Source organism: Paenibacillus sp. BAC0078, from assembly GCF_054483875.1.
In genome coordinates this window covers 38275-53533 of record NZ_JBTLRW010000007.1, presented here as the reverse complement: position 1 = coordinate 53533, position 15259 = coordinate 38275, and the positions used below count along the sequence as shown (strand labels likewise).

Annotated in this window: 14 protein-coding genes; 1 reads left to right on the top strand and 13 read right to left on the bottom strand. The window is 52.0% G+C overall.

The features are described from left to right. Window positions 1-112 precede the first annotated feature (112 nt). Complete coding sequence (locus tag ACX1DY_RS14765; protein ID WP_458964949.1) at window positions 113-319, top strand: hypothetical protein; 207 nt, start codon at window positions 113-115, stop codon at window positions 317-319. Here the strand turns inward: ACX1DY_RS14765 and ACX1DY_RS14760 are convergent. The 13 genes from ACX1DY_RS14760 to ACX1DY_RS14700 all read right to left on the bottom strand — a co-directional run bounded on the left by ACX1DY_RS14760 (window position 288) and on the right by ACX1DY_RS14700 (window position 15116). Continuing rightward, window positions 288-1094 carry an MBL fold metallo-hydrolase gene (locus tag ACX1DY_RS14760; protein WP_458964948.1) on the bottom strand — a complete coding sequence of 269 codons (807 nt, stop codon included), beginning with the start codon at window positions 1092-1094 and terminating at the stop codon, window positions 288-290. The two genes, ACX1DY_RS14765 and ACX1DY_RS14760, sit on opposite strands and share 32 nt — an antisense overlap. 22 nt (window positions 1095-1116) lie before the next feature. Continuing rightward, window positions 1117-1857 (bottom strand): two-component system regulatory protein YycI, encoded by a 741-nt coding sequence (yycI, locus tag ACX1DY_RS14755; RefSeq protein ID WP_458964947.1) that lies wholly within the window; start codon window positions 1855-1857, stop codon window positions 1117-1119. 19 nt (window positions 1858-1876) lie between these two features. Then, window positions 1877-3169: a YycH family regulatory protein gene (locus tag ACX1DY_RS14750; RefSeq protein ID WP_458964946.1), complete on the bottom strand. Its 1293-nt coding sequence runs from the start codon at window positions 3167-3169 to the stop codon at window positions 1877-1879. Continuing rightward, the gene (gene walK / locus ACX1DY_RS14745; protein ID WP_458964945.1) at window positions 3166-4998 is read right to left on the bottom strand and encodes a cell wall metabolism sensor histidine kinase WalK; all 1833 of its coding nucleotides are present in this window, start codon (window positions 4996-4998) and stop codon (window positions 3166-3168) included. The genes ACX1DY_RS14750 and walK overlap by 4 nt, the downstream gene beginning before the upstream one ends. Then, complete coding sequence (yycF, locus tag ACX1DY_RS14740; RefSeq protein WP_019914571.1) at window positions 4998-5729, bottom strand: response regulator YycF; 732 nt, start codon at window positions 5727-5729, stop codon at window positions 4998-5000. The genes walK and yycF overlap by 1 nt, the downstream gene beginning before the upstream one ends. Before the next feature lie 153 nt (window positions 5730-5882). Beyond that, complete coding sequence (locus ACX1DY_RS14735; protein WP_458964944.1) at window positions 5883-7421, bottom strand: peptidoglycan DD-metalloendopeptidase family protein; 1539 nt, start codon at window positions 7419-7421, stop codon at window positions 5883-5885. A 298-nt stretch (window positions 7422-7719) separates the two neighbouring features. Continuing rightward, the gene (locus ACX1DY_RS14730; RefSeq protein WP_458964943.1) at window positions 7720-8364 is read right to left on the bottom strand and encodes a hypothetical protein; all 645 of its coding nucleotides are present in this window, start codon (window positions 8362-8364) and stop codon (window positions 7720-7722) included. A 167-nt stretch (window positions 8365-8531) separates the two neighbouring features. Then, the gene (locus tag ACX1DY_RS14725; RefSeq protein ID WP_458964942.1) at window positions 8532-9818 is read right to left on the bottom strand and encodes an adenylosuccinate synthase; all 1287 of its coding nucleotides are present in this window, start codon (window positions 9816-9818) and stop codon (window positions 8532-8534) included. Window positions 9819-10032: 214 nt separating this feature from the next. Beyond that, on the bottom strand, window positions 10033-11394 hold the full coding sequence (gene dnaB, locus ACX1DY_RS14720) for a replicative DNA helicase (RefSeq protein ID WP_458964941.1): 1362 nt from the start codon (window positions 11392-11394) through the stop codon (window positions 10033-10035). Window position 11395: 1 nt separating this feature from the next. Continuing rightward, window positions 11396-11842 carry a 50S ribosomal protein L9 gene (gene rplI / locus ACX1DY_RS14715; RefSeq protein WP_458964940.1) on the bottom strand — a complete coding sequence of 149 codons (447 nt, stop codon included), beginning with the start codon at window positions 11840-11842 and terminating at the stop codon, window positions 11396-11398. Continuing rightward, window positions 11839-13845: a DHH family phosphoesterase gene (locus ACX1DY_RS14710; protein ID WP_458964939.1), complete on the bottom strand. Its 2007-nt coding sequence runs from the start codon at window positions 13843-13845 to the stop codon at window positions 11839-11841. The genes rplI and ACX1DY_RS14710 overlap by 4 nt, the downstream gene beginning before the upstream one ends. Window positions 13846-13856: 11 nt before the next feature. After that, complete coding sequence (locus ACX1DY_RS14705) at window positions 13857-14774, bottom strand: DUF2232 domain-containing protein (RefSeq protein WP_458964938.1); 918 nt, start codon at window positions 14772-14774, stop codon at window positions 13857-13859. A gap of 6 nt (window positions 14775-14780) precedes the next feature. Next, window positions 14781-15116, bottom strand: coding sequence for a MazG-like family protein (locus ACX1DY_RS14700; protein ID WP_458964937.1), 336 nt, complete (start codon window positions 15114-15116; stop codon window positions 14781-14783). Window positions 15117-15259 lie beyond the last annotated feature (143 nt).

The following is a 15259-nucleotide window of genomic DNA, read 5'->3' as shown; positions in this document are numbered from 1 at the left end:
TTCTATACAATTGTATCACAGGCAGCGGCCGTTCCGTATTTTTTCTGCAGTAAATTTTGTGTAAATTTATTACAGTTAAAGTGTATATTCAGCATCGAAGGAGGAAGGCAAAATGGAATCTTTTGGAACAAGCATGGACCTCGTGCAATTTATCGGCAAGCTGGGTGATCTCAAGGATGAGCATTATCATTTGGTTCTTGTTCAAAGTGCGATGATCGAGCTGCTGATTGATAAAGGGCTCTTCTCACGCCAAGAGCTGGAGCATAAAATCGCCGAAATGGACCGGCTTATGACTGACTCACCTTATCCCATGGCGTAGGACGGTCATAGTAGGTATCACACAGCCTGAATTCACTGTCTTTGAAAAAACAGCCCCGGTCTTCCATCGCCCCGCGCACCGACATCCTCGCAAGATCAATCATATTATGATCCCGGCTCAAGTGAGCCAGATAAGTGCGTTTGGTCCGCCCTGTAAGAATCTCGCTCAGCGCCGCCCCCGCCGCCTCATTGGACAAATGGCCCAGGTCGCCAAGAATACGCCGCTTGGTGTTCCACGGATAACGTCCCATTCTCAGCATTTCAATATCATGATTGGCTTCCAGCACAAGGACATCGGCATCCGAAATCGCCGTCCGCACTTTATCGCTGACATAGCCAAGATCCGTCGCGACACAAAGCTTCTCCTTGCCGTCATAAAAGTTGTAGCCCACCGGTTCAGCAGCGTCATGTGAGATTGCAAACGACTCTACCCGCAGACTGCCGAAATCCCTGTGCTGCCCAGTCTCCAGAATTATGCGGTTATGCTCGGCAATGTTGCCGATTCCCTTCTCTATCGCTCCCCAGGTATTGGTGTTGGCGTAGATCGGAAGATCGTATTTGCGCGCCATAGCTCCGAGCCCCTTAATATGATCGGAATGCTCGTGCGTTACCAGAATTCCATCGATATCCTGACCCGTTAGCTCGCGCATGGCCAGCAGCTCATCAATCCGTTTTGCACTTAGACCGGCGTCGATCATCAGCGTGGTTTCCCCGTTCCGCACCACCGTTACGTTACCGGTAGAGCCGCTCGACAGCACCGTAAATGATATTCCCATCTCTCTCCTGCTCCTTCTACTTCTACTCTGTTGTCTTGGGACTAATTATGTCCGCACTAATGGCATCCACATAATAGGCATTGCCATTCTCCAGCATGAACCGCCACATGGGTGAAGCTACCTGGCTCTCGGAATTGAACAGCTCGCCGTAGTAGCCAAGCTCAATCTCCTTGACCACTGAATTCGCCGGTAAATATTTTTCAATCAGGCTGCTCAGCGCCTGGGAAGCCGGAAGCACCTTCTGCGCTTTGTCTTCGCTGCCGGCTTCAATCTCAATCTTCGTCCAGCGGTACGCCACAATTTTCTGGTCGCTGTTAATCAGCTCCAGCCTGACTCTGAACAGCGAATATTTCTTATCGACCAGTGGATGGAGCACGAACTTGCCGACCTCACTTTCCTGTGAATCGAAGCGGTAATTAGCAATATCCGTGATCTGGCCCTGCAGGGCACTACTCAGCTCCGTGAACGAGGAATAGATCAGCTTGCTGTCTACAGGCTCCTTCAACTGAACCGGAGGATCATTCTGCTCATCGCCGGAGTAATGGTACGTAATATTCGGAAGCTGCGGTGTGGCTGCCGGGATCGGGCACAGCACCCGGATAGCCTTCTCTTCCATTACCGCCTGTGTTTCCTGGGACAAGGAGGTGAAATCCAGGTTGGCACTGGCCTGATCGCGCAGATCGATCCAGAGCTGATAACACAGCAGCAGGTTCAGCACTAAAAAGGCGTAAATCATTACATTTTTCGCTCTTCCCCAGTCCATACCTTCCCCTCCGTCACTTCTAGTTCAACGTAAGCACAGTGCCGTCTTCCAATGTAACCCGCCATACCGGGCGAAGCTGCAGCGATTCTCTCTTCACGACAGGCACATAGGCCGGAGTCAAATCCTTTACCGCCGATACCTGGCTGATTTGCGCCAACTGATTGCGCAGCCTGTCTCCTACCGGCAGATCGACAATTCGCTTAACCGCCTTAGCCTCCTGCACATACATCAGGGAGCGCTCGTAGGAGGATACCGTTCCCTGCTGCAGCTCCAGATTAATGATTCCATACTTCAGCCGTGGCTGGCTAATGATCGGATACGAACCATAAGGCGAGTCGCCGTAGAACTGCTGAAAAGAAACCTTCCGTTCCTGCCGCCCCTCCTCCGTCGCCTCCAGCCGGTATGTTCCATTCCATCCGCCATGCTGGTTGACGAAGTCAACAGCTTCCAGAGCGTCCTTCGCCGGCGTGCTTTCCCCGGCTGGAAGGGCCGCCGGATCGCTGTAGCTCATCCAGTTCTGCTCCTGATCCACCTGAAGACTGCGTTTGCTGTCCGTATAAATCTCCGTTCCGTCTTTCTCCGGGATATATCTGGTGCTTCCTGCATCAAAAAAGAGATTGCTCTGCATTTGCTGGATAGTGTACATGCCGGACGGCATCTCCGCCTCAACCATGGATACCTTGCCCTCCGGTACGTAATAGTCGCCGTTCACGGCTGTATAATTAGGGAGATTTTTTCCGAAATCAACATGCTGCTGCACGTCCTGAACTGTGAGGTCGGCTTTGGCTGCTTCATATACGATATCGCCCCGGGTGCTGAAGAAGATGGCATGCGCTTTGGAATCATTTTTAACATTGTAAATCCAAATCCGGTCGATGCTCTCCCCTTCAAACAATGAATCAGGAGACAACTGCATCACCCGCTGCAGCAGCGTTACCGGGATGCCTGCACCATAGGACAGCTCAATCCCCGGGTTCTCGTTACGGATTTTATCCCAATCGAAATCCTGCACAGAGCGCCGCTGAAAGCTCTCAAAGCTGCGTCCCTTCAAGCGGTTCAGGATAAGATTATAGAAAGTGGTGCTTGGATAAAAAAGCGTATGCTTGCTTTCCCCCATATGGATGATCATTTTATCGGGATAGAGCAGATTCTCTACCTTTTCTTCCGGCCCCATGTTATCCGTCTTCACATACAGATTCTCAGACATGACCGCCGAATCGCTGCCCGGCAGCCGGTAGATCAGGTAATAGCTCTCTACAAGACTTCCGAACACAAGCAGCGCCAGAATCCATGATTTCACTTTTTCCTTCATGACTCACTCCCCCTTTGCTCCTTCAGAGGCAGTGTGAAGGTTACGAGCGAACCTTCATTAAGCTCGGATTGCAGGGAAATAGAGCCGCCATGCGCTTTAACAATTTCCCGGGCAATGGACAGCCCCAGGCCAGTTCCACCCATATTCCGCGAGCGGGCCTTATCCACTCTGTAAAATCGTTCAAAAATACGCTCAATATCCTTTTTCGGTATTCCAATCCCGGTATCCCTTACAGAAATAGCCAACATTCCTTCTTCATTCTTCAGCGCCTCAAGCTGGATTGTTCCGCCCTCCGGCGTATACTTCAGCGCATTGGAGACCAGATTGCCCAGCACCTGATCAATTTGGTCGCGGTCAAGCCAGGCGCTCTCAACCTCCTTGCGGACTCTTGTGCTGATATGAATCCGCTTCTGGCGAATCTGAAATGAGAAGCGGTCAGCGACATCCTCCAGCATCTCGGAGATATCGGTCTGCTGAACGCGCAGGCTGGATTCCTTCGAATCAAGCCGCGAAAGATGCAGCAGATCCGTAACGAGGCGGATCATCCGCTCGGTTTCATTGCGGATAACTCCAACGAACCGCACAGCCAGCTGCGGATCATCAAGTGCGCCGTCATCCAGCGCTTCGACATAGCTTTTGATGGTCGTAAGCGGCGTCCGCAGCTCATGCGACACATTGGCTACGAACTCGCGGCGGGACTCCTCCAAGTTCTCCTGCTCAGTCACATCCTGCAGCACAGCAATCGTGCCCGCGATTCCCCGGCCTTCCCGGCGGTGAATCGGCGTAAAGGTGACGCGCACGATGTTGGAGCTGCCGCCCCCCACGGGCGAGAGATGGAGCATGGCCGACTGGGCGTTGCCCTGGGCAAGCGATCCCGATTGCTCATGGTCGAGGCCCAGCAGCTCGTCCAGGGGAGCGCCCTCAGGAAGTGGACCTTCGGAGCCTAGCATATGTGCTGCGCGGGTATTCATCAGAATGACCACACCGCTCTCATCCGTAGCCACTACACCATCGCTCATGTTCGTCAGAATGGAAGCCAGCTTCTCCTTCTCCTCCTCATTCTGTGACAGGGCTTCGCGAAGCCTTCCAGTCATATAATTGAACGCCTGGCTTAGCTGGCCGATTTCATCGTTGCCGAATACAGGCATCTTACGGTTAAAGCGTCCTTCCGCAACCGCTGTGGCATGACGGGTCATTTCCTTGATCGGATGCGTGATCGTATGAGCGAGAATAACACCCAGAACGGCCGTCAGCGCCAGAGCCAGCAGCAGTCCCGAGAGAAATACGCTATTGATCCGGCTCATTGTGGCGTATAAATCCTTCATGTCGGCAGCAATATAGATTGCGCCTACGACCTTGTCGCCGGAGAGCACCGGCTTGGCGACTACCTTCTTTCGCACATTGTCGTCGGCAATAATGTATTCTTCATTGTCGCTGATCCCCTGCAGAGCGCGGCTGACCACAGTCTGCGTGTTGCGCTGGCCGACATAATCATTCTGCGAAGGGACAGAGGTGGTGATAATTTTACCGCTTGCATCCAGAACCTGAATTTCAGCACCGTTGATATAGAGATTGTTGACCATGCCCCGCAGACTCTCTACAGCAGTTTCTTCATCTGCCGTTCCGGCTTGGCTGCCGAGCTTGTCGGCGGTCAGGATAGAGAGCATTTCTGCGCGCGCCTTCAGATCCTTGGTGAAATTATCGGTCAGTGAATTCTTCATCGAGCTGACAAAATATACACCGATCAACTGCATGGCGATCAGAATCAGCAGCACATAGATAATAATAAGCCTCGCCTGTATCGTCCGGAAAAAGGACAGTCCCTTCATCACAACCCTCCGTTTTTGGGGCTATGCATCAAATAACCGAGTCCGCGCCGGGTAAAAATATATTCCGGTTTGCTAGGGTTCTCCTCAATTTTTTCTCTTAGACGGCGGATGGTTACATCAACGGTCCGCACATCACCGAAATACTCGAAGCCCCATACGGCCTGCAGCAAATGCTCCCGGGTCATCACCTTGCCGGCGTGACGAATCATATAATAGAGCAGCTCATATTCCCGGTGGGTCAGATCAAGCGGCTCGCCTTCCTTGTAGACCATGTACATATCCGTATCCACAAAAAGACCGAAATGCTGCACCCCTTGCTTGCTCTCCAGCGGTTCACTCTGCGTTTCGGAGGGCATCGGCTTATGCTGGCGGCGCATCTGCGCTTTGACTCTGGCCAGCAGCTCGCGCGTACTGAACGGCTTGGTCACATAATCATCCGCCCCAAGCTCCAGACCCAGCACCTTGTCGATTTCCCCGTCTTTGGCTGTAAGCATAATGATCGGAATATCAAGATGCGCGGACCGCACCTCACGGCAGACATCCATGCCGTCCTTGCCGGGCAGCATCAGGTCAAGCAGCATCAGATCGGGCCGTTTGGACAATGCCAGCTCTACTGCGCTGTTGCCGTCAAAGGCACAGATCACCTCATAGCCCTCTTTTTCCAAATTGAATTTCAATATATCAGCAATAGGCTGTTCATCATCTACTACCAGAATCGTTCCCATCTGCATAGGCTCAGCTTCACCTTTCTACCCTTACTTATCATTGATTCTTTTATTTTAACATACCTGATCTGGCGCCACATCCTACGATATACATTCTGCTCCTGCGTGAAATATAAAAACCGCCCGAAATCATTCGGACGGCCGAACCTGTCATATGGATTATTGCAAAAACCTCATTGGATTGATCGCTGTCCCGTTCTTGCGGATTTCAAAATGAAGATGGGTGCCGGTTGAACGTCCGGTGCTGCCCATAATCCCGATTTTGGAGCCCTTCTCAAGCCTTTGGCCCGGGGAAACGGAGATTTTGCTTAAATGCCCGTAATACGTAATATATCCGTTGTGGTGATCCACAATAACTACATTGCCGTATCCGTTCTGTACACCGGCGAAGCTGACCGTTCCGGCATCGGCGGCTTTGATCGTGCGGTTACCGGATACCAGGTCCACGCCCTTATGTACGCGTCCCCACCGTTCGCCATAGCTGCTGGAAATCGACGCACCGACCACCGGCCAGGCGAACATCCCTGTTGCTTCTAAGGCAACCTTGGTTTCCGGCGTCTTCGTTCCTTCTCCGATCACCTTGGTTCCCCGGTACACTACTTCCGGCAGTGAAGCCTGCACTACCGTCTGTCCCAGCCATTCCTCCTTGACGACCAGACCGTTCTCCTTGGTTAAGCGGTACTGCATCGTTTTGAGGCCGGTCTGCCCCGGACGGACCACCTTTCTCTTGCCGGCAGGGAGCAGATTGCTCGTCCGCACAACAACTTCCGGCTCAGTAACAACCTTCTCTGCAACCTGCTCTACAGTTACTACTGTGAGGTCAGGCTGTGGTACGGTTAATTGCAGCGTGTCCCCAATTTGCAGGGTCAATTCTTCGACAGACGGATTGTTGCGGAAAATTTCAGCTTGAGTCGTACCATACAGCTTGGCGATGCCGGAAACCGTGTCACCTTCCTGCACTGTGTATAGCAGCGGCGCCTCTTTGCCTTCGGTAAGCGTCTTGACAGCTTCCTCTACACTCAGCACTTTGTTCGGGTCGGCTTTTACCGGAGCAATGGACACTTTCTCGCGGATCGCAGCCGATTCTACTTTGTCTGCGCCTGCAGCCGAGGTTTTGGCCGCGCTTGAAGCTGCTGTCTTCTTGAGCTGGGCTCCTGTGGAAGCCTGGGCCTCTGGAAGATAATGCTCCTTAACTCCCTTCAGCACCGCAGCCGCCGTCTCCTGATCCTTGACGATTCCAAGCACCTTGCCGCCCACAGTCAATTGCACGCCTACCGCATAAGCCTTAAGCATGCTATCCAGCTTGTCCAGTGTTGCGGCGCTGTCAATCTCCGGCTTATACGCCTTCTCTGGTTCTGTAGTAATACCGTCTGTCTGCAGCACCATCACCGAGTCAGGATATTTGATCTGGTATTCCTTCCGCTTCTTTTCGAACAGCCCATCGAGCTCGGCCTCCTGGCTGATCTTTCCGATCTCCGCGCCTTTCACCAAAACCTTGTAGTAGGTCACTGTGTTCGCCGCTACGTGCTTCTTCTCCGCTCCGACCGCGAAGGCCCCAAGCAGCATCAGTCCGGCAGAAGCTGCAATCCATGAGCGCCGGATTCTCCGAGGTTTGGTTTCTGCACCAAATTGGGCTGAACGCTCCTCCTCTTGGTTCCGCATATTCCCCAACCGGCGCATGAACTTAAATCCCTTCATGAAACTCTCCCTTTCAGTCCGCCCATTCATTCCTCCTAGAGCGATCAAGCTATTGATATACGGCCCCTTGTATATATTCTGCTGCATCTATTTTTCTGTTGCGTTAGTATGAATAATCATGCTGTTACAAAGCGGAAAAAGGTTACAAAAAATTAACCCCTTTTAGTCCTTTTTTACTGTACCATAGCCCGAAGAAGGATTTCAACTTTCTCTACATGGCAAAACCCGCGCAAATGGCGGGTTTTATCCAAAAATATGATCGTTCAAAGGCTTTGTTGTGTCTGAAAAATGACAATTTTTAATTTTGTGGTGTAGCTGTTGCACTAGGTGTAAGCATTTTCATTAAGGTCTTATATTCATCCGGGTCTACATATTTGGCAATAACCTGCTGCAATTCCTGCACTTCGCTCTCTGTTAATCCATCCTCCATAATCTTGGAGATTTTTTGCATTTCATCCGGGGGCAGCTTGGTCATCAGAATATTGAATATATTGGTTTTTTCATCGGTTGGCAGCTTGTCTTTCATATCCCGCATCGCTTCAGGCGTCATTACCAATTGCTGATCGGCAGCGCTCCCGCCCTGTTCCCCACCACCCGAAACTCCCCCCATTACGGGCAGAGCATTCTCAGGGACCTTCTCCTCCGCTGGCTGCTCACCGCTTTTGCTGTCCTTATTGCCGGTGCTCCCTTTATCCGTCCCCTGGATTGGTGTTTTCGCCTTATTTGTCTCCGCATTGTCAGCAGTTGTATCTTTACTGTTCATCCCTACAAGACTCTTCATGAATCCGCCAATTCCCGGCTCCGGGCCGTCCAGCTTAATATCAAAGCTTGCCAGCACAGACTGAATATACGTATTTACAACAAATGCTGTAGTCAGAATGGAAAGTCCGCTGGCCAGAACAACAATCAGGCAGACGGCAAGTGCCCGTTTTACTAAATTCATCTTTATCTCTCCCTTGCGCTATGTTCATATCCAAACTTTCAGGAATCAGGTCTTTATACCTTCCATCCATCCAGTATTGACTAGAACCCTGCCAGGGAAACATATTAATATGGAAAAAAAAGGAGCCTCAAATGAGGCCCCTTATGTCGGCTTAATGCATATTCAGCTTAAATATAAATTGGCAGCACTTGATTGGTTTGCTCCCGGTTGCGGCCCACGGAGAAGATCGAGATCGGAATGCCGGTAAGCTCCGATACCCGTTCCACATATTTGCGGGTATTCGCAGGAAGATCATCCAGCGTTTTGGCCGAAGTAATATCCTCGCTCCAGCCTGGAAGCTCTTCGTAGACGGCTTCACATTCCGCCAGCATTTTCAGGCTTGCCGGATAGTGGGTAATCACCTCGCCGCGATACTTGTAGCCTGTGCAAATCTTCACCGTTTCGAGTCCGGTAAGCACATCTAGTGAGTTAAGAGACAGACCGGTGATGCCGCTGACACGGCGGGCATGACGCACCACTACACTGTCAAACCAGCCTACACGGCGTGCGCGTCCGGTTACTGTACCGTACTCATGACCGGTTTCACGGATATAGTCACCGATGGAATCATTCAGTTCGGTAGGGAACGGGCCATCGCCGACACGGGTAGTGTAAGACTTGGCAACCCCGATAACCTGCTTGATTTTGGACGGACCTACACCGGAACCGATGCAGACACCGCCGGCCGACGGATTCGATGAAGTAACGAATGGATAAGTACCTTGGTCAATATCCAGCATGACGCCTTGCGCGCCTTCGAACAATACCTTGGAATCAGCATCAATCGCATCGTTCAGCACAACCGAAGTATCGGTAACATAGCCGCGAAGCACTTCCGCATATTCCAAATATTTAGTCAGCACTTCTTCCACATCCAGCGCTTCCGCTCCGTAGACCTGAGTGATAACCTGGTTCTTCTCTTCCATCAAGTGGCGCAGGCGAAGCTCAAATTCCTCTGCGTCCATCAGATCGGCGATGCGGATACCGTTGCGGGCCGCCTTATCCATATAAGCCGGGCCAATTCCCTTGCGGGTAGTGCCGATCTTGTTCGGGCCTTTGCGGTCCTCTTCCAGAGCATCCAGAACCATATGATAAGGCATAATGACATGGGCACGATCACTGATCACCAGATTCTTGGTATCAAAGCCGTTCTCATGAATATAATTAATTTCTTGGATTAGGGCTTCCGGATTGATAACCATTCCGTTGCCAATTACGCAAGTCTTCTCTTTATAAAATACACCTGATGGAATCAAGCTCAGCTTGAACTTCTTCCCGTCAATCAGAATCGTGTGACCGGCATTGTTTCCTCCTTGATACCGAGCGACCACATCTGCACTTTCTGCCAGAAAGTCCGTGATCTTCCCTTTGCCTTCGTCTCCCCATTGTGTTCCCACGACGACTACCGTTGACATGTTCATTCCTCCGTAGGTGCCTCGCTTAGCACCATTATTTTTCATAATATGGGCCCAGTACGTATTTCTTATGTACGCAGCCCTGCGGGCGCCAAAGCGGTTTAACCTGCTAAAGCACAATAATCAGTGTAACAGCGGTACTTTTTAAAGTCAAACAAAAACGAACGATCTCACGATGAAATGTGTGATCGTTCGGATATTGTGCGAAAACTGCCTAACCTGCAAAGGGTTCGTTGTGGGCACGCTCGTAGTTGACGAACTTGTTGAAATTTTTCAGAAACACAAGCTCAACGGTGCCAACGGGACCATTACGCTGTTTCGCGATAATAATTTCAATAATATTCTTCTTTTCGGTTTCCTGGTTGTAGTAATCGTCACGGTACAGGAAAGCAACAATGTCGGCATCCTGCTCGATGGAGCCGGATTCACGAAGGTCACTCATCATCGGACGTTTATCCTGACGCTGCTCCACACCCCGGCTAAGCTGGGAGAGGGCAATGACAGGGACATCCAGCTCACGGGCAATTTGCTTCAAGGTACGGGATATCTCCGATACCTCCTGCTGGCGGTTCTCGCCGCCCTTGCCGCGTCCCTGAATGAGCTGCAAATAGTCGATGACGATCATGCCGAGGCCTTTTTCCTTCTTCAGTCTGCGGCATTTAGCGCGGATATCTGTAACCGTAACCCCGGGAGTATCATCAATATAAATTTCCGCCTCCGACAAAGACTGAATACCCATTGTCAGCTTTGACCAATCATCATCGCTTTTGAAGTCGCCGGTACGCATAATGTTGGCATCCAAATTAGCTTCGGCGCAGATCATACGCTGAACAAGCTGGGGCGCCGACATTTCCAGACTGAAGATGGCTACGGTCTCTTTGGCGCGTACCGCCACATTCTGGGCAATATTCAGTGCAAAAGCCGTCTTCCCTACGGAAGGACGGGCCGCGACAATGATCAAGTCATTGCGCTGGAAGCCGTTGGTCATATGGTCGAGATCAACGAAGCCGGTAGGAATCCCCGAAGTGCCGCCTTTATTCTGATGTAGCATCTCCACACGGTCGAACACCTGCATGAGCACATCACGGATAGCAATGAACCCGCTGCCGCTGCGGCGGTTGGATATCTCCAGAATCCGCCGTTCAGCATCACTCAGCATATCGGCTACATCTTCCCCGCCCGTATAACCTTCGCTGACAATCTGCGTCGCTGTGCGGATCAGCCGCCGCAGCATCGCCTTCTCTTCAATAATTTGCGCATAATAATCGACGTTGGCCGCAGTCGGAACCGCATGCGCCAGCTTTGCCAAATAGCTGACACCGCCGATATCCTCAAGCTGTCCCTTGTCCTGCAGTCTGGACGTCAGTGTAACCAGGTCAATCGGCTGGCTCTCTTCTCCGAGCTGCACCATCGCTTCAAATATCATCTGATGCGGTTTATCGTAGAAGTCTTCGGTATTCACCCGCTCCATCGCGGTAATAAGCGCTTCGTCCTGCAGCAGCACAGCGCCGATTACAGCCTGCTCCGCCTCCAGGTTCTGCGGGGGAATCCGATCGAAAAAGAGATCTCCACCCATGTTACTCCTCCGTTACCTGAACCGTGAGGTTAGCCTTTACTTCAGTATGCAGCTTGACTGCTACCTGGAATGTACCCACATGACGAATCGGATCACTCAGTTCAATCTTGCGCTTATCAATCGAAATGCCATGAGTCGCAGCAAGCGTTTCACCTATCTGCTTGCTTGTAATGGCGCCGAACAGGCGGCCGCCCTCTCCGGCTTTGGCCTTTAGAGTCAGCGTCAGCTCGTCCAGCTTCTTGCCAAGCTCCACCGCTTCCTCTTTCTCTTGATCCTTACGGCGCTGTTCAGCAGCCGCCTGATTCTCCAGCGTCTTCACATTGCCCTCAGTAGCCGGACGAACCAATCCGCGCGGCAGCAAGAAGTTGGTTGCGTAACCTTCCGATACCTCTTTGACTTGACCCTTCTTGCCTTGACCCTTGACATCTTTTATAAAAATGACCTTCATTCGAACAGCCCCTCTTTCGCTTCGATTTCAGCCAGCACCGCAAGCAGTCTGGCTTCTGCTTCCTTACTTGTTCCTTCAAGCTGTACCGCAGCGTTGGACAAATGTCCGCCGCCGCCCAGCTTCTCCATAACCACCTGCACGTTCATCCGCCCGAGTGACCGGGCGCTGATGCCGATGAGGCCGTCAGGCCGCTCGCTAATGACGAATGAAGCTACCACATTCGTCATTCCCAGCAGCGTATCCGCCGTCTGAGCAATCAGAAGCTGCGGAATCTTCATTCCCGGCGCCGTCACAACCAGCGCTATATGGTCATACACCATCCGCGCATGCTTGATGATTTCCGCTTTGGAAATGTACTCCTGCAGATCCTCCTTCAGCATGCGCTGAATAAGGATCGTATCCGCACCAATCCGCCGCAGAAATCCAGCCGCCTCAAAGGTGCGCGATCCCGTGTGCAGCGCAAAATGCTTGGTGTCCACCGTAATTCCGGCGAGCAGCATCGTGGCTTCGAGCGGACTTAGCTTGATCTTCTCATGGATATACTGCAGCAGCTCCGTGACCAGCTCGCAGGTGGAGGAAGCGTATGGCTCCAAATAGACCAGTACAGCATCATTAATGAATTCCTCGCCCCGGCGGTGGTGGTCAACCACCACAATCCGGCTGGCATACTGCACCAGGCGCGGCTCCATCGTCATCGACGCCTTGTGTGTGTCCACGACGATCAGCAGCGTATGCTCAGTCATAACCTGCAGCGCCTGCTCCGTTGAGATGAAGGACCTGTTCAGCTCTTCATCCCGGCGGATCTGCTCCATCATGCGGGTAATGGAGGGATTCGGCGTCTCCATTACAATGTTTGCTTCCACATTGTACATCTGAGCCGCCTTTAAGAGACCAATGGACGCCCCTACGGCGTCAATATCCGGTGCCCGGTGGCCCATAATCAGCACCCGGTCGCTCTCTTGCATAAGATCACGCAGCGCGTGGGCGATGACTCTGGCCCGCACTCTGGTGCGCTTCTCCGCGGCGTTGCTCTTGCCGCCGTAGAAAGACAAGCGCTGTCCTGCCTTCACAGCGGCCTGATCGCCGCCCCGGCCCAGCGCCATATCCAGACTGGACTGCGCCAGCGCTCCAAGCTCACTGGCCGACTCAGTGCCATAAGCCAGTCCGATGCTCAGCGTCATCGGCACCTTGAGGTCGGCAGTCATTTCCCGGACCTCATCCAGAATTACGAACCGGCTCTCTTCCAGCGCCTGCAGGCTGCGGTGATTGAGCAGCATGAGGTAGCGCTCTGAAGACAACCGCCGCAGATATACCTCAAACTGCTTGCTCCATTCCGTAATCTCGCTGGCCACCTTGGCGATCAAAGATGTGCGCTGCTGATCATCCATGCCTTGCGCTGCTTCATCGAGATTATCCATCATCACGATGCCGATGGCGAGCTTTTCTTCCTCATAACGTTCCCGCAGCACCACCAGCTCAGTGATATCATACAGATACAGTAGCCGCTCGCTGGGAATAACCACCGCTTGATAATACCGGTCGTCCACTGTGATTTCCTGCCGGACATCCTTCAGCGCATTGTCCTTGGCAGCTTCCCGCTTCACCGGAACGTTGCCCGTCAACAAGGGCATGAGGTCAGGCAGCAGATCCTGCATTTCTTCTCCTACCAAGGATTTGCGGGTGAAAATATCTCCGGCATTGCGGTTATTCCACTCCACCGTCCGGTCCTCGCTGTACAGGATAATGCCGAGCGGAAGCATACTGACCGCTTCACCCTCTACCCGCTTAATCCGGAATGAAAGCCCGTTTATATACTCCACCAGATTACGGCGGAACGCCAGCTCTGCCTGCAGCATCGAGAAGCACAGCGTGCCGGCCAGAAACAGACAGGCGACACCAATAACCCAGTTATAGACACTGACTGCTATAATCAGGAGCAGCATCAGCATGAACGCCCAGACGGTATGATAGCCGTGCCAGCGTCGTTGCAGAAATTTTGGCATGAGCCCTCACCCTATCGTTTCGATTTCGTCACAAGCTCCCGCAGCGGGAACGCCAGGTCGACTATACCGATAATCCACAGCCCCGGCAGCAGAATAACGGGCACTGCCAGCAGAAGCGCCACAACCTTGCTCCATTTGCGCTCATGCACCAGGAAGAAGAGGAAACCAATGGACTGAATGACAAAAGCAATCCTTAGCAGAGGCAGCAGATTATCCGAGATCATTGGCATGAACCCGCTGTTTCCGCCACCAAACAGAAGACTAAGCACGACACCCAGCAGATAATACCAGATGAATGATCTTGGAAGTCTCCAATCGCGGGCCGGTTTCAGCTTCGGTACTGCATATTCCATACTGTTCAGAATCGGACGGACGATGGAATGTGTGATAACAGATATCATGAATGAGCTCATAATCAGCGCCATTGGAATAATCTGGACGGTCATATGGCTGATCGCATTTACATCCTCCCTTGTGAACCTCAGATCGGTCAACAGCGGATTGCCCGCACCCAGCTCTGCCAGCGGCGAATTCACCATCTGTAGCACATCGTTCACATAAGTGGAGAGGTCAAAACCAAACACCGCTGTCCCAATCAGCAGCAAAAGCAAAAATTCGCCGAGGATGGCAACCGTTCCGGCAACAAGGGTGGACATGGCTGAAGCCCGCTTCTTATACCAGCGCCCCATAACTAAGGCAGGTATTAAGAAATAGACCGCTATCAAAACATAAACAGGTGTGATCAGACCTACAATCAGCAGTACGGGCAGGATATGGAAGATAAACTGCTTGGTACTTAGAGTAGTGAACAGCACTACCGCCGGAATAATCATAAAAAGGGTCGTGATAATGAGTAGCGGGGTTGATAACGACAGCAGCAAAAGCAGATAAGCTATGCTCCATGCCACAGATGTCCAGCGAAATTTCAACAGTATTCACCTCTTACGCATATGTTCTTCTAACGCAGATATATCCTGGTACCATTCTTCCAACTGATGGCCTTCCTGTCTGTGCTTCTTAAGCTTCTCCATCAGCAGGTCATCCATCTCACGATAAGGGATGCCCAGTCTGCGCCCCAGGATATAAGAGCTCATAATCAGGCTGGCAAGGCTGTCGCCGACACGAGTAGTGCTGCCCTCCCACAATGCTTTGAATAACCGCGAGACTTGATCAACGACTTCGGTCTTCAACCACTCAATTACCTTGGCGCGTTTGGCTACATCCAGATCCTTCGGATTGGGCACGATCTCTCTACCTCCGGCAAAAAGCATTATTCTCCATTATAGCATAAATAATTACCCTAGCTACACGGGACGCCCCGCGTCCCACAAACGGACTGTACCGCTTCCAAAAAGGCCCGCATTCCGTTGTCGCCGGAAATACAGGCCTTGGTCAACCTTGCTTCTGCTCCCGC

Coding starts and splice junctions, on each gene's coding strand:
- ACX1DY_RS14765 (WP_458964949.1), top strand. CDS start 113: ATGGAATCTTTTGGAACAAGCATGGACCTCGTGCAATTTATCGGCAAG.
- ACX1DY_RS14760 (WP_458964948.1), bottom strand. CDS start 1,094: ATGGGAATATCATTTACGGTGCTGTCGAGCGGCTCTACCGGTAACGTA.
- yycI (WP_458964947.1), bottom strand. CDS start 1,857: ATGGACTGGGGAAGAGCGAAAAATGTAATGATTTACGCCTTTTTAGTG.
- ACX1DY_RS14750 (WP_458964946.1), bottom strand. CDS start 3,169: ATGAAGGAAAAAGTGAAATCATGGATTCTGGCGCTGCTTGTGTTCGGA.
- walK (WP_458964945.1), bottom strand. CDS start 4,998: ATGAAGGGACTGTCCTTTTTCCGGACGATACAGGCGAGGCTTATTATT.
- yycF (WP_019914571.1), bottom strand. CDS start 5,729: ATGCAGATGGGAACGATTCTGGTAGTAGATGATGAACAGCCTATTGCT.
- ACX1DY_RS14735 (WP_458964944.1), bottom strand. CDS start 7,421: ATGAAGGGATTTAAGTTCATGCGCCGGTTGGGGAATATGCGGAACCAA.
- ACX1DY_RS14730 (WP_458964943.1), bottom strand. CDS start 8,364: ATGAATTTAGTAAAACGGGCACTTGCCGTCTGCCTGATTGTTGTTCTG.
- ACX1DY_RS14725 (WP_458964942.1), bottom strand. CDS start 9,818: ATGTCAACGGTAGTCGTCGTGGGAACACAATGGGGAGACGAAGGCAAA.
- dnaB (WP_458964941.1), bottom strand. CDS start 11,394: ATGGGTGGAGATCTCTTTTTCGATCGGATTCCCCCGCAGAACCTGGAG.
- rplI (WP_458964940.1), bottom strand. CDS start 11,842: ATGAAGGTCATTTTTATAAAAGATGTCAAGGGTCAAGGCAAGAAGGGT.
- ACX1DY_RS14710 (WP_458964939.1), bottom strand. CDS start 13,845: ATGCCAAAATTTCTGCAACGACGCTGGCACGGCTATCATACCGTCTGG.
- ACX1DY_RS14700 (WP_458964937.1), bottom strand. CDS start 15,116: ATGCTTTTTGCCGGAGGTAGAGAGATCGTGCCCAATCCGAAGGATCTG.